The 24,786-nt window shown below is 35.9% G+C and carries 25 protein-coding genes and 1 pseudogene; all 26 read right to left on the bottom strand.

The genetic code is table 11. The annotated features are described in order from the left end of the window. A partial coding sequence (locus GX687_00970; GenBank protein HHX96028.1) for a histidinol-phosphate transaminase occupies positions 1-185 on the bottom strand: 185 nt, incomplete at its 3' end. 317 nt (positions 186-502) lie between these two features. Further along, positions 503-1,234 (bottom strand): 3-oxoacyl-ACP reductase FabG, encoded by a 732-nt coding sequence (locus tag GX687_00975; protein ID HHX96029.1) that lies wholly within the window; start codon positions 1,232-1,234, stop codon positions 503-505. Positions 1,235-1,245: 11 nt separating this feature from the next. Next, positions 1,246-2,022 (bottom strand): polysaccharide deacetylase family protein, encoded by a 777-nt coding sequence (locus GX687_00980; protein ID HHX96030.1) that lies wholly within the window; start codon positions 2,020-2,022, stop codon positions 1,246-1,248. A gap of 92 nt (positions 2,023-2,114) precedes the next feature. After that, entirely contained in the window at positions 2,115-3,560 is a 1,446-nt protein-coding gene (guaB, locus tag GX687_00985) for an IMP dehydrogenase (protein HHX96031.1), read from the bottom strand. A gap of 111 nt (positions 3,561-3,671) precedes the next feature. Next, complete coding sequence (locus tag GX687_00990) at positions 3,672-4,505, bottom strand: PHP domain-containing protein (GenBank protein HHX96032.1); 834 nt, start codon at positions 4,503-4,505, stop codon at positions 3,672-3,674. Then, the gene (locus GX687_00995) at positions 4,477-5,424 is read right to left on the bottom strand and encodes a membrane dipeptidase (protein HHX96033.1); all 948 of its coding nucleotides are present in this window, start codon (positions 5,422-5,424) and stop codon (positions 4,477-4,479) included. Before GX687_00995 ends, GX687_00990 begins: the two co-directional genes overlap by 29 nt. A 68-nt stretch (positions 5,425-5,492) precedes the next feature. Further along, on the bottom strand, positions 5,493-5,753 hold the full coding sequence (locus GX687_01000) for a stage V sporulation protein S (GenBank protein ID HHX96034.1): 261 nt from the start codon (positions 5,751-5,753) through the stop codon (positions 5,493-5,495). Between the two features lie 144 nt (positions 5,754-5,897). Next, positions 5,898-6,680: a TIGR00282 family metallophosphoesterase gene (locus GX687_01005; protein HHX96035.1), complete on the bottom strand. Its 783-nt coding sequence runs from the start codon at positions 6,678-6,680 to the stop codon at positions 5,898-5,900. Between the two features lie 50 nt (positions 6,681-6,730). Continuing rightward, positions 6,731-8,269, bottom strand: coding sequence for a ribonuclease Y (rny, locus tag GX687_01010; protein HHX96036.1), 1,539 nt, complete (start codon positions 8,267-8,269; stop codon positions 6,731-6,733). Positions 8,270-8,526: 257 nt separating this feature from the next. Then, positions 8,527-8,973 carry a hypothetical protein gene (locus GX687_01015; GenBank protein HHX96037.1) on the bottom strand — a complete coding sequence of 149 codons (447 nt, stop codon included), beginning with the start codon at positions 8,971-8,973 and terminating at the stop codon, positions 8,527-8,529. Next, a complete protein-coding gene (recA, locus tag GX687_01020) occupies positions 8,966-9,961 on the bottom strand; it encodes a recombinase RecA (GenBank protein ID HHX96038.1) in 996 nt (331 codons plus the stop codon). Before recA ends, GX687_01015 begins: the two co-directional genes overlap by 8 nt. Positions 9,962-10,043: 82 nt before the next feature. After that, positions 10,044-11,297: a competence/damage-inducible protein A gene (locus GX687_01025; GenBank protein ID HHX96039.1), complete on the bottom strand. Its 1,254-nt coding sequence runs from the start codon at positions 11,295-11,297 to the stop codon at positions 10,044-10,046. A gap of 72 nt (positions 11,298-11,369) precedes the next feature. Then, positions 11,370-12,437 carry an HAD family phosphatase gene (locus GX687_01030; protein HHX96040.1) on the bottom strand — a complete coding sequence of 356 codons (1,068 nt, stop codon included), beginning with the start codon at positions 12,435-12,437 and terminating at the stop codon, positions 11,370-11,372. A gap of 64 nt (positions 12,438-12,501) precedes the next feature. Continuing rightward, positions 12,502-13,262: pseudogene (locus GX687_01035) on the bottom strand (DUF4143 domain-containing protein). A gap of 86 nt (positions 13,263-13,348) precedes the next feature. Continuing rightward, positions 13,349-14,842, bottom strand: a complete 1,494-nt coding sequence (locus tag GX687_01040) for an AAA family ATPase (GenBank protein HHX96041.1) — start codon at positions 14,840-14,842, stop codon at positions 13,349-13,351. A 1-nt stretch (position 14,843) separates the two neighbouring features. Then, a complete protein-coding gene (locus GX687_01045; protein ID HHX96042.1) occupies positions 14,844-15,395 on the bottom strand; it encodes a hypothetical protein in 552 nt (183 codons plus the stop codon). 91 nt (positions 15,396-15,486) lie between these two features. Then, positions 15,487-15,921 carry a phosphatidylglycerophosphatase A gene (locus tag GX687_01050; protein ID HHX96043.1) on the bottom strand — a complete coding sequence of 145 codons (435 nt, stop codon included), beginning with the start codon at positions 15,919-15,921 and terminating at the stop codon, positions 15,487-15,489. After that, complete coding sequence (pgsA, locus tag GX687_01055; GenBank protein ID HHX96044.1) at positions 15,918-16,439, bottom strand: CDP-diacylglycerol--glycerol-3-phosphate 3-phosphatidyltransferase; 522 nt, start codon at positions 16,437-16,439, stop codon at positions 15,918-15,920. The genes GX687_01050 and pgsA overlap by 4 nt, the downstream gene beginning before the upstream one ends. After that, complete coding sequence (rimO, locus tag GX687_01060) at positions 16,423-17,772, bottom strand: 30S ribosomal protein S12 methylthiotransferase RimO (protein ID HHX96045.1); 1,350 nt, start codon at positions 17,770-17,772, stop codon at positions 16,423-16,425. Before rimO ends, pgsA begins: the two co-directional genes overlap by 17 nt. 12 nt (positions 17,773-17,784) lie before the next feature. After that, the gene (locus GX687_01065) at positions 17,785-18,510 is read right to left on the bottom strand and encodes a DUF4115 domain-containing protein (protein ID HHX96046.1); all 726 of its coding nucleotides are present in this window, start codon (positions 18,508-18,510) and stop codon (positions 17,785-17,787) included. Between the two features lie 11 nt (positions 18,511-18,521). Then, entirely contained in the window at positions 18,522-20,687 is a 2,166-nt protein-coding gene (locus tag GX687_01070) for a DNA translocase FtsK (protein HHX96047.1), read from the bottom strand. Positions 20,688-20,744: 57 nt separating this feature from the next. Next, positions 20,745-20,957, bottom strand: a complete 213-nt coding sequence (locus tag GX687_01075) for a hypothetical protein (protein HHX96048.1) — start codon at positions 20,955-20,957, stop codon at positions 20,745-20,747. Further along, positions 20,954-21,586: a translocation-enhancing protein TepA gene (locus GX687_01080; GenBank protein HHX96049.1), complete on the bottom strand. Its 633-nt coding sequence runs from the start codon at positions 21,584-21,586 to the stop codon at positions 20,954-20,956. The genes GX687_01075 and GX687_01080 overlap by 4 nt, the downstream gene beginning before the upstream one ends. Positions 21,587-21,722: 136 nt before the next feature. After that, positions 21,723-23,384 carry a ribonuclease J gene (locus tag GX687_01085; protein HHX96050.1) on the bottom strand — a complete coding sequence of 554 codons (1,662 nt, stop codon included), beginning with the start codon at positions 23,382-23,384 and terminating at the stop codon, positions 21,723-21,725. Between the two features lie 244 nt (positions 23,385-23,628). Continuing rightward, the gene (gene dapA / locus GX687_01090) at positions 23,629-24,513 is read right to left on the bottom strand and encodes a 4-hydroxy-tetrahydrodipicolinate synthase (GenBank protein HHX96051.1); all 885 of its coding nucleotides are present in this window, start codon (positions 24,511-24,513) and stop codon (positions 23,629-23,631) included. Positions 24,514-24,529: 16 nt separating this feature from the next. Beyond that, positions 24,530-24,786: 4-hydroxy-tetrahydrodipicolinate reductase (locus tag GX687_01095; protein HHX96052.1), on the bottom strand; the 257-nt coding region annotated here is incomplete at its 5' end.

Below are 24,786 nucleotides of genomic sequence, written 5' to 3' on the forward strand. Positions count from 1 at the left end.
GTTCCATCAGGATAGAAATTTAATCTTTCTAAATTATTTTGTAAATAAGCCTTTAACTTTGGGGTTGGACCCCATAAACTTTCATTAGATGCTAATTTGAGAATAGGCTTACCCAATTTTTTTTCTAATTGTTCTAATGTTAGTCCGGGATCATATGGTACTAAATTATCTATTTTGCTGCGCATTTAAGAACCTCCATTTCTACCCCGATTTTACCATATCTTTTATTTGCTGTCGCTTCCTGCAAAGGGAAATTATAAAAAAACTGCTTCGTTTTTTAAAACGAAGCAGTTTTTTCCACCGCGGTTACAGTTTTTTCTTTATTTAAGTTCATTTTGTTTAATTTTTTCCCGTAATTCTGCATATAAAGTATATCGGTAATCAATTCAAGTCCTCATTTCCTTATTTATTTTCTAAAGCAAACTATAACATATATTAATGCACATGTTCAGAACCGCATCTAGACTACTGTAAAGTTAAAAAAGGGCCGTTCAGCCCTTTTTTAACTTCTAGCAGCTCCATCTACAGATAAAATAGCACCCGTAATATAAGCAGCTAAATCACTGGCTAAAAATAAAAAGGCATTAGCAATATCCTCAGGTTCGCCTATCCGTCCTAAAGGAATGGTGGTAATAAGAGGTTCAATAATTTCCCTCGGTAGAGCCTTAACCATATCGGTATTAATTATTCCGGGTGCAACAGCATTTACCCTAATTTTATCAGGACCCAACTCCCGGGCTAAAGATTTGGTGATACCATTAACAGCAAACTTAGAAGCCGGATAACCTACACCAGAGCTCTGACCATAAAGACTCACCATAGAACTAGTATTTAGTATAACACCACCACCTTGTGGCTTCATTAATTTAGCGGCAGCTTGAGAACAATATAAAACAGCTTGTACATTTAATTTTAAAATTTGTTCGAAATCCCCAGGTTTTAAATCATAAATACTTTCCCTTTGAGAGATCCCGGCATTATTTACTAAGATATCTAACCGACCATATTTTTCTTGGATATCTTTGAATTCTTGAGTAATAGCTTGTGGATCAAAAAGATCCAAAACTATTCCACGGGCTTGTGTAGAATCTAATTTCTTTTGTGCATGATCAACTGTTTCTTGTTTGGAACCGCAAAAAACAACTTGAGCCCCATGTTCTAAATACTTTTTAACGATGGCAAAACCTATGCCGCGTGTACCTCCAGTAACAATGGCCACTTTTCCTGTTAACATAAAATTACCTCCTAATTTTTTTGTTTTTGGATACCTTGTTGATCTATGTAATAATTCTCATTATAAATCAATTCTGAAATAGGTACAATCTGATAACCTTCTTTTTGTAAATAAGGTAATAAAAGCTTTAAGGCTTCAGGGGTGTTTTCCCCATCATTATGAAAAAGTACAATTGCTCCAGGATGAATTTTTTGTTTCACCCGTTCGAACATGGCTTTAGCCGAAAGATTTTGCCAATCCAAAGAATCAACACTCCATTGAATAGTTATGAAATCTAAATCAGCTGCTGTATTGATAACTAAATTATTATAAGCACCAAAAGGTGGACGAAAAAGGTTTGGTTTCTGAGCAGTTATTTCAGTGATTAATTCCGCATTTTTAACTAATTCTTCACTGATTTTTTCTTTTCCTAAATCAGTTAAACACGGATGATTTGCGGTATGTAGACCAATTTCATGACCGCGTTCACTTATCTCTTTGGCTAGTTGGGGATATTCCTTTAGCCAAATATTAGTCAGAAAAAAAGTAGTTTTTAACTCATAATCATCTAAAATTTGCAAAATTTTAGGTGTTCGGGTACTTCCCCAGGTAGCATCAAAAGAAAAGGCAATTATTTTTTCTGGAGTATCTACTGCATAAATTGGTACTAATCTACCCTGAGCTAATACGGTTACCACTTCCTGAGCCATATTTTTGATCGGCATTGGAAAAATTGCTAAAACAGCAATAATAATTACCATCATTAATAGCCAGCGAAATAATTTAAGACGAGAAAAATAAATAAACATAAAAAGAACCTCCCTAAATCACCCTTTATTTAATCTATTCAAGGGAAAGTAGGGATATTATAAAAAACACCCGGACAATCAGGTGTTTTTTTTTAAGACATATAATTAGGCGATTCTTTTGTAATTCGAATATCATGTGGATGACTTTCACGTAAACCAGCAGATGACTGGCGAATAAAACGGGCTTTTGTTTTTAATTCCTCGACATTTTTACACCCCGTATAACCCATGCCAGCACGAATACCTCCTACCAATTGGTAAATCATATCTGCTACTGAACCTTTATAAGGAACACGGCCTTCTACACCTTCAGGAACTAATTTTTTTAGATTTTCTTGGAAATAGCGATCTCCGGAACCATCTTTCATAGCCCCCAAGGAACCCATACCCCGATAAACTTTATAACTGCGACCTTGATAAATTTCTACTTCACCCGGACTTTCTTCGGTTCCAGCAAGAAGACTGCCGATCATTACTACACTAGCTCCAGCCGCCAAAGCTTTAACGATATCACCAGAGTGCTTAACTCCCCCATCAGCGATTACCGGTATATTATCTTTAGCCGCTTCTTGGGCACAATCATAAATGGCAGTTAATTGTGGTACACCTATTCCAGCGACCACTCGAGTTGTACAAATGGAACCTGGACCAATGCCAATTTTAACCGCATCGACACCAGCCTTAATTAAATCTCTAGTTCCTTCAGCTGTTGCTACATTACCAGCAATAATTTCTAAATCCGGATAAAGGTTGCGTAATTTTTCGACGGTTCGTAAAACACCCAGGGAATGTCCATGAGCTGTATCAACTACAATTACATCAACTTTAGATTCTACCAAGGCTTGTACCCGCTTAAAAGTATCTTCACTTATTCCAATAGCCGCGGCTACCAAAAGACGACTGTTGGTATCCTTGGCTGAATTTGGATATTTAATACCTTTTTCTATATCCTTTATGGTAATCAAGCCTTTTAAATTAAAATTCTCGTCCACCAAGGGTAATTTCTCAATTTTATACTTAGCCAAAATCTTTTTAGCCTCATCTAATGTCGTACCTACTGGGGCAGTAATTAACCTATCTTTAGTCATAACATCATCAATTTTTTTGGTAAAATCGGTTTCAAAACGAATATCTCGATTAGTAATTATGCCAATTAGTTTTGTTCCTTCAATAATTGGAATACCGGAAATATGGTAGCGAGCCATAATTTCCAAGGCTTCTTCTACTGTGTGTTCTTTGCTTAAATAAATGGGGTCAGTAATAATCCCGTGTTCCGAACGCTTAACCCGGTCTACTTCCATGGCTTGTTTGGCAATGGACATGTTTTTATGAATAACACCTATACCTCCCTCCCGGGCCATAGCACGGGCCATACGTGATTCTGTCACAGTGTCCATTCCCGCACTAATTATAGGAATGTTTAATTTAATTTTTTGGGTTAATTGAGTAGTAATATCTACATCTCGCGGCAAAACTTCAGAACGTGCAGGAACCAACAAAACATCATCAAAAGTTAATCCAGTTCTTAAATTTTCCATTATTTCACCTCCCCTGTAGATGATAACTACGTTAAAGGCATTATATCATAATTTATCATTCTTAGGTCAAGTAAAAAACAGCTAATAATGCAGTGGATTTTAAGGAATTTCTTAATTACTTTTTAAATAGCTCAGAGTAGATAATGGTATAGGCATTTCACCTAAATATTTTAAATCCTCGGCTAGATGACCATGAAAATCCGATCCACCAGTAATGATTAAATTATGTTTTTGTGCAAGTTGTCTATATTTTAAACATTCATTTTCACTATGGGCTGGATGATAAACCTCTATACCTATTAAGCCCTTTTCTGCTAATAAAGGAATGAGGTGATCGGCTTTTGATAATCCTGGATGGGCAATTACAGATTTTCCTCCGGCTTTTGCTATTATCTTTAAAGTTTCAAAAGGACATAACCTATAACGGGGCACATAGGCTTTGGCACCTGGTTCTAAATATTTTTGAAAGGCTTCTGCTGTTGAATTGACAATTCCTTTTTCCTGTAAAACCAGAGCTAAATGAAGTCTTCCCCAATTACGATTAGTAGAAAACTTGGCCAGTTCTTCTTTTTCTATAGAAATTCCCAGAGACTTTAATTTAGCAATCATTTTTTCCATTCGCAGCCATCGAGAATTTTGTAATTTCTTCACGATAGAAATTAAATTTGGATTGGTTAATTGTAAATTATAGCCTAAAATATGGATTTCATGTTGAGAATAAACAGTACTAAATTCAATACCCGGAAAAAAAACAATTCCCCTTTCTTGACATGTTTTAGCTGCTTCATCCAAGCCTTGTAAAGTATCATGATCTGTAATAGCTAAATATTTAATCTGCTTTTTTGCAGCCAATTCTATTAAATCCTTTGGTGAATAAGCTCCATCAGAAGCCGTGGTATGTAAATGTAAATCTGCTTTAATCAGGTAAGACTTGCTGCAGGACACGTAAAAAATTACCTCCCATAATTTTTTTTACATCACTTTCCGGCCAACCTAAACGTAAAAGTTCTTCAATTATAACGGGAAATTTAGTAGCATCCTCTAACCCAAGTGGAACTTGAGCAATACCGTCAAAATCTGAACCTAAACCAACGTGATCTATACCGGTGATACTTACGGCATGTTCCAAATGCTCAATAACATTTCTGAAGCTAATTACCTGTGATTGGCTGCCCAAAAACAATGGGTAAAAATTAAGACCAATAATACCTTGATTTTGGACTAAAGCCGTTAATTGTTCATCCCTTAAATTACGTGGGTGGGCTCTTAAAGCATAACATGCAGAATGTGTAGCTGCAATTGGCTGTTGAGTAAATTTTAGAACATCCCAAAAACCTTTTTCGGATAAATGTGAAACATCAATTAACATCCCTAAGCGATTCATTTCTTTGACTACTTGACATCCGAAAGAGGTTAATCCCCCTGCTGTTTTTTCTTCCCAGATACCATCAGCTAATTCATTTCTTTGGTTCCAAGTAAGTGTTAGGGAACGAATACCCAGTTTAAATAAGATTCGCAAAACCGCTAAATTACCTTCTAAGGCTTCACCTCCTTCAATCGCTAGTAAAACACTTGGCTGTTCCTTTTTTAGCTTTTGCAGATCTTCCTTTTTAATTACAAGCAGAGGCTTCCCTTTTCCTGCCTGCTGTAAATGATAAAAATAATCTAAAATTTCTAGGGCACGTTTCAAGGGCCCCGCCCTTTTATATTCTGGTTCAATATAGATTGCCATAAATTGTAGGGCTACTTTACCTTTTTGTAAACGCTGCCAATTTACATGTCCACTAATTTCTTCTTCCCAAAAAGACTCATTATTTTTAAATAATTTTAAAAGTGTATCACAGTGACCATCAACAATAAACACATTTTGCTCCTTTCCTAGAAATAAAAAAGACCTGTTTTAATAAACAGGTCCCCAACAACAAAGCTAATTCATCTTGGTTCAACAATTAATTTAATCGCAGTTCGTTCTTCGCCATCAATGAGAATATCGGTAAAAGCGGGAATACAAACCAAGTCTACTCCACTAGGAGCAACAAACCCACGTGCAATAGCCACTGCCTTGACCGATTGATTTAAAGCACCAGCACCAATGGCTTGCATTTCTGCAGACCCCTTCTCTCTAATAACTCCTGCTAATGCTCCTGCAACTGCATTTGGACTAGACTTTGCTGAAACTTTAAGAACATCCAATCTGGTAACCTCCTTCAATATTGTATAATTTTTTATTTTATTGTTGTATATATATTCAACACAAACTAAAAAATTCCTCTATATTTTTAACAAAAAGAATCACTAATTATAAAAGATTCTCAAAAAACCGAGAATAAAAGAGTTTTAAGCCGAAAAATATTCTTTAATTCTCTTTATTTTGGTACATTTTCCACTTTGTATCTCTAGATTTAAACTTACTGCATTAAAAATAGTTTCTCCCCCCGCGACTTCAAAACGTATAGGCATTTGAGTTAGAAACCTTTCGATTATGGCTTCTTTTTTCATGCCTAAAACTGAATTTCGCGGACCAGTCATCCCAATATCTGATATATATGCCGTTCCCCCGGGAAGTATTCTTTCATCAGCAGTTTGAATATGTGTATGAGTTCCTAAAACACCTGAAACCTGACCATCTAAAAACCAGCCGAGGGCTACTTTTTCCGAAGTAGCCTCAGCATGGAAATCAATAATAATTAAAGAAGTTTCTTTTTTAAGTTCTTTAATTAATTTTTTTGCTTTACGAAAGGGACAATCTAAAGACGGTAAAAAAATACGACCCGAAAGATTAATTACCCCTATTTTTACCCCGGAAGCTAATTTAACTATTACTGCACCTTTTCCGGGTGTTGGGGGTGGATAATTGGCCGGTCTAATTAAATTAGGTTCATGTTCTATAAATTCAATAATTTCTTTTTTATCCCAAACATGATTTCCTAAAGTAATAACATCGACACCATAGTTAAAAAAATCATATACTATTTGAGGGGTAATCCCCCTTCCACCTGCAGCATTTTCCCCATTGGCAATTATAAAATCATATTCGTCTCCATTTTTTTGTAGATATTCTTTAACTGCATTTCGACCGGGTCGACCTACGATGTCGCCAATAACTAACACCTTTAACATTTCTCGAAACCGCCCTTTCCTTAAAAATAAAAGCGACCTTTTGATCGCTTTTATTTCGCATAATCAATTGCCCGTGTTTCCCGAATAACTACAACTTTAATTTGTCCGGGATAATCAAGATTCTTTTCAATAGATTTCACTAATTCACGAGCCATAGTAACTGAATATTCATCAGTAATTTTTTCCGGTTGAACTATTATCCTAATTTCACGACCAGCTTGAATAGCATATGATTTTTCAACACCTTCAAAACTATTCGCTATTTCCTCCAATTTTTCCAGTCGGTTAATATAGGCCTCTAGTGTTTCACGTCTGGCCCCCGGCCTAGCTGCTGAAATTGCATCAGCTGCCGCTACTAATACCGCCTCCACGGATTGGAAAGGTTCATCACCATGATGAGCCCTAATCGCATGAATAACCTCTTCTGATTCACGATATTTTTTAGCCAAATTAGCCCCTATGGTGACATGAGGACCCTCTACCTCATGATCAACAGCTTTGCCAATATCATGCAAAAGTCCGGCTCTTTTGGCTAAAGCTATATCTACTTCTAATTCAGCTGCCATTACTGCAGCTAAATGTGCTACTTCTATGGAATGCCGGAGAACATTTTGTCCATAACTTGTTCGATATTGCAGTCGACCTAATAGTTTAATTAATTCAGGATGAAGTCCATTTACACCTGTTTCAAATGTCGCCTGTTCCCCATCTTCTTTTATCTTTTGAGCAATTTCTTTTTCTGCTTTTTCTACCATTTCTTCAATCCGTGCTGGATGAATACGTCCATCTAAAATTAATTTTTCCAAGGCCAAACGAGCAACTTCTCTGCGAATGGGATCAAAACCTGAAAGAATAACTGCCTCCGGAGTATCATCAATGATTAAATCAATTCCGGTAAGTGTTTCTAATGTCCTTATGTTGCGTCCTTCCCGGCCTATAATCCGACCCTTCATTTCATCATTTGGCAGAGATACCACCGAAACAGTAGTTTCGGTAACATGATCAGCAGCACAGCGTTGAATGGCTAAAGAAATAATTTCTCTGGCCTTTTTTTCTCCATGTTCCTTGGCTTCTTCTTCGTATTCCTTTATTAACATTGCTGTTTCATGTTTAATTTCTTCCTCAACACGTTTTAAAATCATTTCACGTGCCTGATTAAAAGATAAATTTGAGATTCTTACTAATTCATCCATTTGCTGTGCTTTAATCTTGGTTATTTCCTCTTTCTCTTGATTTAATTCCTGTACTTGGGAACGAATACTTTCCTCTTTACCTTCAATTAATTCGGATTTACGATCTAACATTTCCTCTTTTTGTAGTAGACGCCTTTCTAAACGCTGCATTTCATTGCGCCGTTCTCTTGTTTCACGATCAAGCTCAACTCTTAGTTTATGAATTTCCTCTTTGGCCTCTAAAATAGCCTCTTTTTTCTTGGCTTCTGAACTACGCCGTGCCTCTTCCAAAATTTTATTTGCCGCTATTTCGGCAGATTCAATTTTGGCTTCCGCAATTTTTTTCCTGATTATATATCCAATAAAAAAACCTATACCAAGACCAATTATCGCTGAAATTAAATAAGCACTAATCATCTTCACCTCCTTTGATAGATAAAAAAATAACCGAAGAAAACTCGGTTATTACAGGATCCGCCAAATTATACAGACAAATAAACATAGTACACGGACAAAAATAAGCGTACTCCATGACATTATAAACATCTGTTCTGGTTTATAAAATATATACTTGAAAATATATAAAAGAAAACCTATTGGCGGAAAAAGTAAAACCGTAATTCTCCAATTCAATTTTAATTGTTTAAAAAGTAGCTGTCAAGCAATCCAATAAACTACACTATGATTAACTCAGTAATTATTTTACGAATATTAGCTTCACTAAAACCGCGGTAATATAGGCGGCGGGCTACCTTTTCCCGCCCTTTTAGTGATTTGTCTTTTTGCCAATATTTTTCCGCCAAAACTTTAGCTCTTTTTAATTCTAATTCAAAATCATAATTAGCGAGGGTAGTTTTAATTATTTCGAGGGGAATACCTTTTGTTTGCAGTTTTTTAAAAATGTAAAAATAACCATAGATTTCTTTACACAGATAAAATTCATACCACTCCTCAGCCAATTTTTGATCATCCAAATAACCCCAGGAACGCAATTTTGTAAATACTTCTTTAAGTTCATCAGTGGTAGGAGCAAATTTAACTAAATAATTTTTTAGTTCTTGTTCACTATAAGCCCTTCTGGATAGTTTTTTTAGTGCCTTGTTTAAAAGCTGTTTATTCATCTTTTTTTCGGAAGGATTGAGTGATCATGGCTGCAATTTCATCAGCGATAGCGGTATTTTCTTTGAGGAATATTTTCGCATTTTCGCGGCCTTGGCCTAATCTAGTGTCTTGATAGGAATACCAAGCACCACTCTTTTTCACAATATCTAGATCTACACCCAAATCAAGAATATTTCCTTCTCGTGAGACACCTTCCCCATACATAATATCAAAATCTGCTTGTTTAAAGGGGGGTGCTATTTTATTTTTAACGATCTTAATTCTGGTACGAGTACCAATAATTTCTGTACCATTTTTCAATGTTTCCAATCTGCGTACTTCCATGCGTACCGAGGAATAAAATTTGAGTGCTCTACCCCCAGGTGTTACTTCCGGATTACCAAACATTATACCAACTTTTTCACGAATTTGATTGATAAAAATAGCCGTTGTTCGGGATTTGCTAATCGCACCAGCTAATTTACGCAAAGCTTGGGACATTAAACGTGCCTGTAAGCCCACATGGGCATCCCCCATTTCTCCCTCTATTTCGGCACGTGGTACCAAAGCAGCCACCGAATCGATAACTACCACATCAACCGCACCACTTCTTACTAAAGCTTCGGCAATTTCCAAAGCCTGTTCACCAGTATCAGGCTGTGAGATTAAAAGATTATCAATATCTACCCCCAAATTGCGAGCATAAAGGGGATCTAAGGCATGTTCCGCATCAATAAAAGCGGCAATTCCACCACTTTTTTGTGCTTCAGCGATAATATGTAGGGCAATGGTAGTTTTTCCGGAAGATTCGGCACCATAAATTTCTATCACCCTACCCCGTGGTACACCCCCAACTCCTAAAGCTAGATCTAAGGTTAAAATACCAGTAGGAATGGTATCTACCTGTAATTTAGCTACATCTTCACCTAAACGCATAATTGAACCTTTTCCAAATTGTTTTTCAATTGTGGCTAAAGCCATTTCCAAAGCCCTTTTTTTATCTGACATGAAAGCCCTCCTTAAAATTTTTAAAAACGCCTGTTCGAGATTATTATAGACCAAGCCTTAATGCCTGTCAATAGTGTCCTATTTATTTTAACATTTTTTGTAGATATTTCCAAATCAAATAATAGGCCTGTCGAACCGTACGCCGGCGAATCATTTCGCGATTACCTCTAAAATAATATTGATTACAAAAAACATTTTCCGGAGTAGCCATGCCTATATATACCAAGCCTACAGGTTTTTCTATTGTTCCTCCCCCGGGCCCGGCTACTCCGGTAATACCAATCCCTAGATCACTATTTGTTAATTGCTTGATTTTTTGGGCCATTTTTTTCCCCACACATGCACTTACTGCTCCGTTAATTTCTAAATCTTTTTGGGGAATACCTAATAATTTAACTTTTACTTGATTATCATAAGCAACTAGTGAACCTAAAAAATATGCCGAGGCTCCAGACACACTTGTTAAACTAGCCGCCAAAAGTCCACCAGTACAAGATTCTGCGGTACTGATAGTTAAATTATTGACCTTTAATAATTTAGCCACAACCTCATTGATTGTTACTTCATCACGTGCAAAAAAATAAGCTGTAGTTCTTTTTTTTATTTCTTGTAATAAAGGCCTAATTTTTTCTTCAAATTCCTTTTTATCTGCAGCCCGCGAAGTCAGGCGTAATTGAATTTCCCCGGGCTGTGCATAAAGGGCTAAAGTGACCTCACTTTGTTCTTCCAAAAGATCAGTTAACAAAACTTCCAAACCTGATTCTGTAATTCCTATAAATTTCAATTTAGTTGAATATAAATGTCCTTGATTTTCATTACGAAAATATTTATTTAACCAAGGTTGTGCTGATTTTAAAAACATTTGCTTCATTTCAGAAGGTGGACCCGGAAGGAGCAGATAGCCCTTATTTCCTTTTTTAAAAGCCATTCCCGCCGCTGAACCAATTGAATTTGGTAAAATAATGGATCCAGGTATAAAGGCAGCTTGTTTACTATTATTATTGGTCCAAGGTAAAGTCGCCTGGCAAAAGGCAGCCTTGAGACGTTCTAATTCTGCCGGTACAATTTCTAAAGGTAACTTTAAAAAAGCAGCCAATGTCTCTTTGGTTAAATCATCCTGAGTTGGTCCTAAGCCACCTGTAAGAATAATTAAATCTGCTCTGTGAGTAGCGATTTCCAAAGCTTGTAATAAACGTTCAGGATTATCACCTACCGTGGTTTGAAAATAAACATTAATGCCCAAGTTAGCTAATTCCTTAGCTAAAAATTGGGCATTAGTATTTAAAGTTTGACCCAAAAGGAGTTCTGTTCCCACGGAAATTAATTCAGCCTGCATAAAATCACCTTTTTCTTTCTTTCGGTTTAATTTTATAGAAAAATTAGACCGAAAGCAATCTACATCAGGAATTTAGTAATGTTCTTTCTCCATTTCTTCTCGTTTTAAAACTGCTGGTCTCCGGATTGCCTCATGTCTTTCTTTAATTTCCTCTAGCAAACGCTTTACCATTGAAGGTTTCCGATAATACTCATCAAGTGCCGCCTGTACAAAAGGCTCATTATTGGTTACCTTTAATCTCCTTACATTTTTCGCCTTTTCAATTCCTTCCCAAGAATTAGCTGGGCATAAACTACGAAAACCCTTTTCAAACATTGGCAGATCATTTTCGGCATTCCCCAAAACCATAACTTCATGCTCTTTAATGTAATTTCCCTTTTTTCTTTGTTCCGCAATAATCACAGCCAAAGTACTTCCCTTATTTACACCCTTAGGAACAATTTCATATTGAGAGTCAGACCACTGAAAATAATCAACTTTTTCCCTTTGTAAAAACTCCTCAAATTCTTGATATTGTTTTTTCCCTAATGCAGTCTGACCAAAATCAAGATAAATATTAAGTAGACTTTGACTTAACCCCTGTTTTCTAATTTCAGCAAAATCTTTAATCAGAACAGGCTTAACCACTTTTTCCTCAGTAAGGGAAAACGCCTTATGTATTTTTTTTAAGACACCTATCTGATTATCTGTAATAATATTATAGCGGGTATCGGCTAGACCAATACGCCATGCCAAATCAGAGTTTTCACTTTCATATTTTCTAATTTGATTATAAATTGTCTGATATTGTTGTTCAGAAAGAGTAAAAGCCTTACCTAATTCATATTTAGTTCCCACTCGCTGATAAAAAGCACTACCATTATTCGTTAACAAAAAATCTGCTTCAATTTTTTGGGCAAAACGGACTGACTCATGAAAGGTCCGCCCTGTAGCAACACAAACAATTATTTTGGGATTTTTTCGTCGTAAATTCTTAATAGCCGTAATATTTTCTGGAATCATTTCCTTTTGATCATTTAATGTTGTCCCATCTAAATCAAGTACAAGCATTTTTAATTGTTGAGGTTTCACAAATAAAGCAAATAGCCGCCGACTGTCAGTCCAACTTTTCGGCAAAATTTTACCAATTCGATAAATCATTTTCCTTACCTCCATTCCCTTATTCAAGATAATACAAACTCGTAACGATAATTCTAATCCCACTTTAAATAAATCGAATTGGGATCACACGATCGTTATCTTTCAGAGTCACCAGATGATCATATAAGCAAATAACGCCACCCGGCCCACGCTGCATGTTCGCAATTTTATCCAATTGGCGAAAAGCAACAATATCCTTCTGACTAGGATCAGCATGTTTTTTAATTTCTAGAGGATACAGTGTTCCATTTTCCTCAATTAATAAATCAATTTCATTCATATCTTTATCACGATAAAAATAAAGGGGGGGCTCCAGCACACCTTTATTATAATAACTTTTAATAATTTCCCCAATGAGAAAGCTTTCAAAAAAGGCTCCGGCCACCGCCCCATTTTTCAACACATCAGATGTATTCCAACGGGTTAAGTAAGCCGCCAACCCTGTGTCAAGAAAATATAATTTAGGTGTTTTGATAGTACGCTTGATTCTGTTGTTAGTGTATGGTTTTAAAAGATAAACAATGTTCGCTATCACCAGAATTGAAAGCCAGTGCTCTGCTGTTGGTGAACTAATGCCAACATTGCGTGCCAAATATGTTTTAACATAGGCCCCGTAAAACATTTGCCAGTCAAAATCTTTATTTATCACCAACTCAGGCATACTTCCACGCTGAATTGTCTGCCAAACCTGATCATAGGATATTTCGACAATATCCCGGCTGCGTTCAGCTAATGATTCAGTAACATTCTTCATCATTTTAAACTGTTGAGAGCCGGACAAAAAAACTGTCCTTTTTTTCCTTCCTGATCAAGGCTAATTTTCATTTGGTGGAATAAACCGGGTGCATATTGTATTTCGTCTATAAAGATTGGGGGCGGTTAATAGTTCTAAATTAAATAGGGAACCTACATTATGCAGAACGAGGCTTCTTATTTTTTTCTAATAACTGTCTAAATTCAGAGCCACTGATCTTTTCTTTATTTTTTAATACTTCCACAAGCTCCATAATTATTGTTTCGTGCATCAAAAGAATTTGTTTAGTTTGTTCTTCCAAATCATTAATAATTTCACGACAGACTGCGTAAAATTTTTTTTCCGGAAGTAATTCAACGGAAACCACACCTAATTTTGATAAACCGGTAGAAACAATTTGTTGGGCTACTTTAATGGCTCGTTCAAAATCATTAGCAGCACCAGTACTCTTTTCTCCTAAAAATAATTCTTCACTTAAAGCACCAGCCAAAAGAATCATAATTTCATTTTCTAAAGTAGATTTAGTATATAATACTTGATCTTCATCCTGAAGATGACGTACATATCCTAGGGCTTTACCACGTGAGGTAACAGTAATTTGGTCTACTGAACCAGGATTTAAAATTTCACTAACTAAAGCATGTCCGGTTTCGTGAAAAGCAACCCTCTTTAAGGTTTCCTCATTTTTGGCGCGCTGTGATAGTTTTTCACCTAAAATCACTTTATCTACGGCCTCTCTTAAATGAGCTTGCTTAATTAAAGTACTATTTTCACGTAAAGCCAAAATAGCCGCCTCATTAGCTACATTTTCCAAATGTGCCCCAGAAAAGCCATAGGTACTGGCGGCAATTTCCGTCAAATCTGTTTTTTTATCCAAAGGTTTATTGGCACAATGTAATTCCAAAATAGTTAAACGCTCCTCTTTATCCGGAAGATCGACCCTTACTTGACGATCAAAACGCCCTGGACGTAAAAGTGCATTATCTAATAAATCAGGTCGGTTAGTAGCGGCAATTAATAATAACTGTATGTCGGTCCGATTATGCATTCCATCCATTTCGACTAATAATTGATTTAAAGTTTGATCATATTCCAAATGGGCACTATGTGAACCTCGTTTGCCGCCCAAAACTTCAATTTCATCTATAAAAATAATGGCCCGCGACTTTTTTTGCTCTTTGGCTAAATCACGTGCTTTTTGAAAAAGATTCCTCACTCTTTGGGCACCAACCCCGGCATACATTTCAATAAATTCACTACCAGATGTAGCCAAAAATACGGCATCAGAATAACCAGCAGCTGCTTTAGCCAATAGTGTTTTTCCTGTACCCGGAGGTCCAGTTAAAAGAATCCCCTTAATTGGTCTAATACCCATTTGATGAACCAAACTAGACTTTAGTAAAAATTCCAAGGCTTCTTTTAGTTCACGTTTGGGTGTCTCTAAACCTCCAATATCATCAAAATTAAAATTAGTTTTTTCAATTAATTTTTGATGACCATTTAGGTTTAACAAGCCTTTTTTAGCGGAAAATAAATAAAAGAAAAAACATAAAGTACCTAGAATAATTAAAGGTCTTAAATCATAGCCGAGGTAAAATAAATAGAGTAGTAGACCCATTATGAGACCACTAATAATTTCTACCTTTTTCATTTTAGTAAAATTCAACTCCCTCTAGAGTGACAATTTTTATGGGTAGAGATTCACGGCAAATTACTAAATGTGCAAAATCAGTACCTTTTTCCACTGTAAGAAAAACAAATTGATCATCAACTTCTAAATCATACTTTAGTTCATTTTTACTTAAGACATTTAAATGTTCCGGTAAAACCGTAAAATTACCAGTACTAATGGCTTCATAAATAGGGAGTTTTGCCTGTTTAATAAATGCAGACAAAAATGGTGTACTAAAGGAATTATTTATTTGTAAATTATAATTGTTGATTTTTTCTTTATGAAGACACTCTAATAAAGTATAAAATCGATTGCGTAGGCCTTGAACATCTTTAAATTCAACTTTTAATAAAACCTGTTCTTTAGTGGGGACAAATTCCAATAATTCGATACCCTCTAAACAGGCCAAATCTTTTTCCAAAGGATGTTCATAAAAATAATGACGGTAAAAATAAGTTCCACCATATAAAAAAGCGAAACAAAGAAAGCCGATGACGACTATTGCGAAAATACGCAATACTTTATTCCACATGAAATTTACTTCCTTTCTTCCCCAAGTTTACAAATTCATTATAACATAGCTGTAGTACATTTTCCCTAGACAAAGCCTGGAAAATAAGGAGTTAAACTAGACCAAAATAAATAAAGATAGCCAATAAAAGACGTGTCATAAAACCAGCAGCCAGATCATCAGCCATAATACCCCAACCATGTGGTAAACTTTGTAATTTCTTTAAAGGATAAGGTTTCAGGATATCAAAAAAACGAAAAAAAATAAACGCAATTATAAATTGGGGTAAAGAAGTTAGTCCCCAAGTAGCCCAAAAAGCACCACAAAATTCATCAAAAACAATTTGGGGGGCATCGTGAATCCCGATAAGTTCTTCTGCTTTTTGACATAAAAAAACACCAAACAAAGTTAATAATATCAAAGCGACTAAAGTGATCTCCAAATACCAAATTAAAATAAAAGCCACCAAACTACCAGCTGTCCCGGGAAAATAAGGGACTAAACCTACATAAAAACCTGTTGCCAAACATCTAATTGCTTCCTTCATTTTGTTTTTAACCTCAATTTCTTTCTAGCATTTAAAAAATAGTCCAAACCTGACCATAAAGTAAAAAATACCGCTAAATAAATTAAATATTGTCCTCCGGGAACATTTAATAGTAAAGCAGTGATAGCTATGATTTGAGTAATTGTTTTTAATTTACCTAACTTACTAGCAGCAATAATTATCCCTTCCGCGGCAGCAATAGTTCGTAATCCAGTAACAAAAAACTCCCTGCCGATAATTATAAAGGCAATCCAACCAGCTAACAACGCCAATTCTACCAAAACTATTAAGGCTGCGGTAATCAATAATTTATCTGCCAAAGGATCCATTAATTTTCCGAAATTGGTTATTTGTTTTCGTTTACGTGCAATATAACCATCAAGCCCATCAGTGCTAGCCGCCAGTATAAAAACACCTGTGGCTATATACTGACCATAGGGAACACGAATTAAAACAAAAAACATAAAAATAGGTATTAAAACAATTCTTAGCATAGTAAGTTTATTGGCCAAATTCATTAATAATCTCTCCCAATAAAGCATAATCCCGACTATGGGTTATGCTTACTTTTATAAAATCACCAATTTTAAGCCTTATCTGAGGTTTAAAATAAACAAGACAATCTATTTCGGGGGAATCACTGGCCATTCTTCCCTCCCAGAGACCTTCATATTCAGAACTAGGACCATCAACAATTATGTGCACCTTTTGACCTAAATAAGCAGCCAATGAATGGGCCAAAATTTTACTTTGTAGTGAAGTTGCTTTTTGTAATCTTTCCAATTTGAGTTGAGGATTTATTTGTTCTGGTAAACGTGCAGCCGGTGTGTTGGGCTCACGTGAATAAGCAAAAAAACCAGCACGAGCAAATTTAGTTTCCTGCAGAAAATTTAGCAGTTCTTTAAAATGTGCTTCGGTTTCACCAGGAAAACCAACTATAAAGGTTGAACGAAGTGTAATTCCCGGAATTATTTTTTTAATCTTAGCTAATAAATGTTTAATTTTTTTATTATCAAATGAACGACCCATTGCCTTTAAAATGGGATCGGCAATATGTTGTAAAGGTATATCAAGATATTTACAAATCTTTTTTTCCCGCTGAATTAATTCTAGTAATTCAGTAGTCAGATGTTCAGGATAACAATAATGTAATCTCAGCCATTTTAATTTTGGTAATTTAACTAGTTGACGCAATAATTCAGGCAACAGATATTCACCACTTAAATCCTGTCCATAATAAGTTGTATCCTGGGCAATTAAAATTATTTCGGAAATCCCGTGTTCGGTTAAAGCCTTTACTTCATTTACTATCGAAGTTAAGGGCCGACTTCGATAAACCCCTCTCATTTCCGGAATAACACAATAAGTACAAAAATTATTACAACCTTCCGCTATCTTAACATAGGCATAAGAACGTTGTAACTTATAATTTCGCGGTAAGCAATCATCATAGAGGTAATTTTCAGGTTGAGTAACTAAAACGATTTTTTCACCTGCAGAAAAACCCGCCAATAATTCCGGCAATTTTAATAAGTCACCACTACCTAAAAATATATCAACTTCAGGTAAAACCGCCTTTAATTCCGAAACATATTTCTGTACCAAACAACCAATCATTACTAAACACTTACAATTACCCCGCTTTTTATATTTCGCTAATTCCAAAATCATTTCAATAGATTCTTGCTTGGCATCAGTAATAAAACCACAGGTATTAAGTATAATAATTTCCGCCTCAGTTAGCTGTGCTGTCGGTTGAAAATCATTACGAGAAAGTAAACTATAAAGTTGTTCACTATCAACAGAATTTTTAGCACAACCTAAAGTAACAATCTTAAAATACTGTCCCATTTGCCGCCTCCACTATAATTCAACAATTTGATTATCTTCAATTCCATATGTTTTTGTAATTACCTCTCCAATGCGGCCAAGTTTGTCCAAAGGTTTATCATTTATAAAGACATTCATTTGCCCAGCATTACCTAATTTTAAAAATACCCAATTTAAATTAGTAAAACTAATTTCTTCTCCCTTAGTCATGATCGCTCGATAAAGATAATTATCTTCGGCATCGATCACTTCTACCCAACAGCGGTCATCAATACAGCTTAAGACTAAAGAAAAATCAGTGATTTCTTGCTCTTCTTCCGGGGGTTCAACAATTTCATTTTCCACTATAGGCTTGGGTGTTAATTCTTCCTCAGGTATTTCGGGTGTGGAAATAAAAAAACGCTGATAAATATAGGAAGTAGAAAAGAGCACTATAATAGCCAAAAACACAAAAACAATTTTGGCTATACGCGATGGAGCCACCGTTAAATCTATTTTTTGCGGTATTTTAGGGGGAATTGGTTGAGGTTTTATTGATTCAATTAATAAATGTAAATACTCACTATTTTCCAGTCCAAGATAACGATAATAGGTTCTTAAAAAACTTTTCAAATAGACAAATTCGGGAAAAAAATCCCAATCTTCATTTTCCATAGCTTGAATATATTCCAGGCGAATATTTGTTTCCTGCTCAACTTGTTCCAAAGAAAGTCCTTTACTTAAACGAGCTTCTCTTAATAAATCACCCAACCGTTCCATTTGTCCCCTCCTTACTCCTCTTTTTTCGGTGTACCAAAATACTCATAATATTCATCCCATGTAATTAAAATTGCTCTAGGTTTACTACCTTCATAACCACCAACCATTCCTTTATCCTCTAAATAATCAATAATTCTCGCTGCCCTAGTATAACCAATCTTTAAGCGTCTCTGTAATAGGGAAATAGATGCTTGACCGTATTCTAAAAATAACTTTATGGCCTCACCTAATAAAGGATCCTCATCCCCGGTAGATTCTTCAATATTTTGTTCGACCTCTGTCCATGGTTCAATATAATCAGTTTCAGTTGCTTGATTAGTAAAAAATTCAACTAAAGAGTTAATCTCTGCATCAGAAACATAAACACCTTGTACGCGTATAGGTTTAGGTAATCCGGTAGGATAAAAAAGCATATCCCCACGTCCCAGTAAACGTTCAGCCCCACCTAAATCTAGAATGGTGCGCGAATCAGTTTGTGAAGAAACAGCAAAAGCAATTCTGGAAGGAATATTAGCCTTAATTACTCCAGTAATTACATCCACAGAAGGTCTCTGTGTAGCTACTACTAAATGAATTCCTGCCGCCCGAGCCATTTGGGCCAAACGACAAATTGCATCTTCCACTTCAGCCGCCGCAACCATCATCAAATCAGCTAATTCATCAATAAAAACAATAATGTAAGGTAGTTTAGTTTCCTCTACGGTAATGGACTGATTATAACTTTGAATATCTTTTACCTTTTTCTCCGCAAATAGTTCATACCTGTTTTCCATTTCGGAAACCATCCAGCGTAAAGCAGCAGCAGCCTTTTTAGGATCGGTAATTACAGGAGAAATTAAATGTGGAATACCATTATAAGCGGAAAACTCAACTACTTTAGGATCAATTAAAAGCATTTTAACAGCTTCCGGATGTCCTTTATATAAAATACTAATAATTAAAGCATTCATGCAAACACTTTTACCTGAACCAGTAGCCCCGGCAATTAGCAAATGAGGCATTTTGGCCAAATCAGCTACAATAGGATTACCGGTAATATCTTTACCAAGAGCCACCGTTAATTCGGAAGGCGAATTTTGAAACAGTCCTGTTTCTAAAACTTCACGTAAAGTTACAATGGTTATTTCCTTGTTAGGAACTTCTATACCCACAGCCGCTTTTCCCGGTATAGGTGCCTCAATACGCACTTGTGAAGTAGCCAAAGAAAGTGCAATATCATCAGCTAGGCTCACAATACGACTTACTTTAATTCCCGGGGCTGGCTGAATTTCATATCTAGTAATTCCCGGACCACGACTAACATTAACTACTTTAGCCTGTACATCAAAATTAGCCAAGGTAGATTCCAAAACTCGTGCACTGTTGGTAATATCCTTATTTAGCCGCGAACTTTTTACTTTTGGAGCTCTTTTTAATAATTTTAAATCAGGGAATTGAAAATCTTCACTTACCTGTACAGGTTTTATTACTTGTTTTTCTTCTGGTTTAATCAAAGCAGGCGAAGTAAAAAGATCCGTCAAAGGGACTTCTTTATCCTCTTCAGCAAATTCAGGAACTGCTGATTTTTTTACTTGTTTTTTAACCACCTGTGAAGACTCTGGTTCTTCAATAAACAAGAAATCATTAATACCAGTCTTTGTATTTTGACAAAAAACTCTGATTCGCGTAAAAAATTGCTTAATTAATTCTGCTAAGCTCTTTTTAGCAATGCCTACAAATGAAGCAATTACTAAAACTGACCAAAAAATATAAGAACCGGCTTTACCAAAAAGAAATAAAGAAAAAGTAACCGCCATTCCCCCTAGAACCCCACCACCTAAGCCGTCCCTACCAAAGGCAATCGTTTGCTGTGCTTGAGGTAAATTTAAATGAAAAAAGGCTAAAATGGAAATTAGTAAAGCAATAATGGAACTCAAACGTAAAATTTCAAATTCCAAACGTTTTCTTAGTTTAAGAATCCCGATAAGCAAAAAAAGTAAGGGAATTAAAAATTTTCCTTGACCACATAATACTTTTAAAATAAAACAAAACAATCCCCCTACCGCCCCAACGGAAAAGCTATTTGCCGCAACACTTTCCTGACCTAGACAGAAAAAAATAAAAATTGCCAGAGCGATAAAAAAAATTCCGAGGATTTCTTGTTTAATTTCCTCTTTCAATTTTGATGTTTTAGGCATAATTTCACCCCATCAACATTAGTTTACTATATTCAAATACATGAGAGCAAATGTTTTTTAAAAAATTATTTCTCGTCCTGGTTGACAGGCCGTTTTTAAAAAATGGGCCGGATCTGTACTTAGGATTCGTTCAATCACTGCTTTATTATCCCCATGTTTTAATTTTAATTCAACCAGGACACCCTCAATTTTTCCATTTTTAATTTCCCAATCCTCACTTGAGGATTGATACCATAAGATTTCTGGTGGTACCGGTGTATAAATAATCAATGAATAATTTCTCCTTTCGACACATCTATTAATTCCTTTAATTTGTTAATTGCCGGAGATAAACTTCCCACTTCGTTAATTAATCCTGATTCTACCGCATCTACTCCTACTAAAACTGTTCCAATGTCGCGGGCTAAGTCCCCGGTTTGAAACATTAATTTACGCAGTTTTTTACTTGAAATACCGGAGTGTTTTTCTATAAACCTAATTACTCGGTCCTGCATTTTATCTAAATATTCATATGTTTGGGGAACACCAATAACTAGACCTGTTAACCGTATTGGATGAATGGTCATCGTAGCCGTTTCTGCTATAAAAGAATAATCCGCAGCTACCGCAATAGGCACCCCAATACTATGTCCCCCACCCAAAACTACTGAAACAGTAGGTTTGGATAAACCATCAATCATTTCTGCAATAGCCAAACCAGCTTCCACATCCCCACCTACTGTATTTAAAATAATTAAAAGTCCCTCAATTTTTGAATTTTGCTCCACAGCTACTAACTGAGGAATAATGTGTTCATATTTTGTCGTTTTGTTTTGCGGTGGTAGAATTAAATGTCCTTCGACTTGTCCTACAATTGTTAAACAATGAATATTGGAAGTTTCATCATGGGGTATTTGCATTACCCCCAATTCCTTAATATTTTCCCTAACCTTATTAGTGGCCTCCTGTTGTTTTTCCGACAAATAACACCCTCCCTTTCCTGTCTTCCCCAATATTTTATGTAATTATAAAAAAAAAATGCGTCCGTAAACGCATTTAAACTTCCATAATTATGGGCATAATCATCGGTCTTCTTCTAGTTTGCTCATAAAGATATTTCCCTAAAGCATCTCTTACCTGACCTTTTATGGTAGACCAGTCAGTAACATTTTTAGCACAACAATCATCAAGAACTACTTTAACTTTTGCTTTGGCTTCTTCAATTAATTCTTCGGATTCGCGTACATAAACAAACCCACGTGATACTATGTCTGGTCCGGCTGCAACAGAACCAGCTTCTTTATTAATTGTGATCACAACAATAAAGATACCATCTTGAGATAATTGCTTGCGATCTCGCAAAACAATATTACCCACATCTCCAACACCCAAACCATCTACTAATATTCTCCCAGAAGTTACTCTCCCGGCAATATTACCTTTTTTTCGTGTAAATTCCAGTACTTGTCCATTTTCTGCGACAAAAATATTTTCTTTGGGAATACCCATTTGTTCAGCTAAATGAGCATGTTTCACTAGATGACGGTATTCACCATGTACCGGTACAAAAAATTTTGGTCGGACTAAATTAAACATTAACTTTAAATCTTCTTGACTGGCATGACCGGAAACGTGAATCCCACTTACTGATTCAGCAATAACTTCAGCTCCCAAATAAAAAAGCTGATTAATTGTTCTCCCTACTAATTTTTCATTACCTGGAATCGGATTTGCCGAAATTACCACTATGTCACCTGGAACTATTTTTACTTTGCGGTGATCAGACATCGCCATTCTAGTTAAGGCTGACATTGGTTCACCTTGACTGCCGGTGGTTAAAATAGTTATTTGTTCACATGGATAAGCATCAATTTCCTCAATTCCGATTAAGGTGTTTCGGGGAATAGTTAAATATCCCGCTTCCTGTGCTATTGCGGCAACATTGAGCATACTTCTGCCCACTATGGCTACTTTTCGATCATATTTATGAGCCACATCAATTACCTGCTGAATACGATGAATATTTGAGGCAAAAGTAGCCACAATTATTCTGGTAGATGCATTACGAAAAATTTCATCAAAGGTTTGTCCTACCGCTCGTTCCGAAGGAGTATATCCGGGACGTTCAACATTAGTACTATCGGAAAGCAGCACCAATACTCCTTTCCTACCATAATCCGCAATACTTGCAAAATCGGTTACTTCTCCATCAACAGGCGTTTGGTCGAACTTAAAATCAGCTGTATGCAAAATAAGACCTACAGGTGTATGAATCGCTAAACCTACTACATCCGGTATACTATGACTTACTTTAAAGAAATCTACTTGAAAATGACGCCCCAGTTTAATCCTGTTTTTGGGCCGCACTGTAACCAATTTGGTATTGGTTATACGCTGTTCATTTAATTTTTCTTGTACTAAACCTAAAGTTAATTTAGTACCATAAACCGGAACATTTATTTCTTTTAAAATATAGGGCAAAGCCCCAATATGGTCTTCATGACCATGTGTGAGCACAATCCCTTTGATTAATTCTTTGTTTTCTACTAAATAAGAAAAATCCGGGATTACTATATCAATACCTAAAAGTTCGTCTTCAGGAAACATCAAACCAGCATCAATAATAATTATTTCCCGATTATAACGAACAACCATCATATTTTTCCCTATTTCCCCCAGCCCACCTAAAGGAATCAGGGATAATTTGTTACTCGACATTATTACCCCCCTATTAACTAATTGTTACATTCTACACCTGATTATAATATGAAAAAAAAACCTCCTCATTATAGTCCGACCAGAAGGTTTTTCATATCCATAAAACACCGCTCTGATTTAACCACTTAAATTATTATAAATCATTTCACCACTGAAAACAAGCAGCTGTTATTTGTTTAATCACAGTTAACGCAACCTATCTAAAGTAATTACCAATGGGGAAGGAGCTCTCCTTCCCCATTTTCTATGCTAATAAACCAATTTCCCGTAATGCTTTTTTAATTATTTGTACTTCGGAGTCTTGGGGTTCGACTAAAGGTAAACGCAGTTTACCTGCAGGTTTACCTACTAAATTTAAGGCGGTTTTTACAGGTATAGGATTGGAAACAATAAATAAAGCTTTAAAAAGAGGAAACAGTTTTCCATGAATTTGAGCAGCTTTAGCTATATCGCCGATTAAATAAGCATTAATCATTTCCCGCATTTGACGGCCTACTAAATGGGCGGCTACACTAATTACCCCGTGACAGCCTAAAGCTAACATCGGTAACGTTAAACTGTCATCACCACTTAAAATGTAAAAATCAGGGGGTAATATTGTCCGCAAGGTCGAAACTTGATCCAAATTTCCACTGGCTTCTTTCAGAGCAATAATATTAGGTATTTCCGCTAATTTAGCAGTTGTTTCCGGAAACAGATTAACTGCAGTTCTACCAGGTACATTATAAAGAATTATTGGTAAATCTGTCGCTTGAGCTATAGTTTTAAAATGTTGATATAAACCTGCTTGACTTGGTTTATTATAATAGGGTGTAACCAACATAAGACCATCAACACCGGTAAGAGAGGCCTCTTCGGTAAAACGTGCTGTTGCCAAACTATCATTTAAGCCTGTACCAGCAAAAATCTGAGCACGTGAACCTACTCTTTCTTTAATAACTTTAAATAAATCAAGTTTCTCCTGTTTACTTAAGGTTGGCGATTCCCCGGTTGTTCCGGAAATAACTAAACCATCATTACCTTCTGTGATTAACCGCACAGCTAATTCTTGTGCCCCTTCAAAATCCACACTATAATCATCATTAAAAGGGGTGACCATTGCGGTAATTAATCTCGGAAAATTATTCATTATTACTGCCCCTTTCCTATTCTAAAATTTCTTCTAAACCAACTTTTAGCCCCTGCCAATTGTGTACCTTTCGTAAGGCAAGTAAAATACCGGGCAAAAAGGATTCTCGTGAAAAAGAATCATGTCTAATCGTTAATACTTCGCCCTTACCAGCAAAAAGGACTTCTTGATGAGCAACCATACTTTGTAAACGCACACTATGAATTTTAACACCTTCAAAGTCTCCACCACGACAAGCAGTTTCCGTTTTTAATTCTTTTTGGGGTAAATTTA

The sequence above is a fragment of the Clostridia bacterium genome, assembly GCA_012841935.1.
Classification (GTDB): Bacteria; Bacillota; Peptococcia; order DRI-13; family DTU073; genus DUTS01.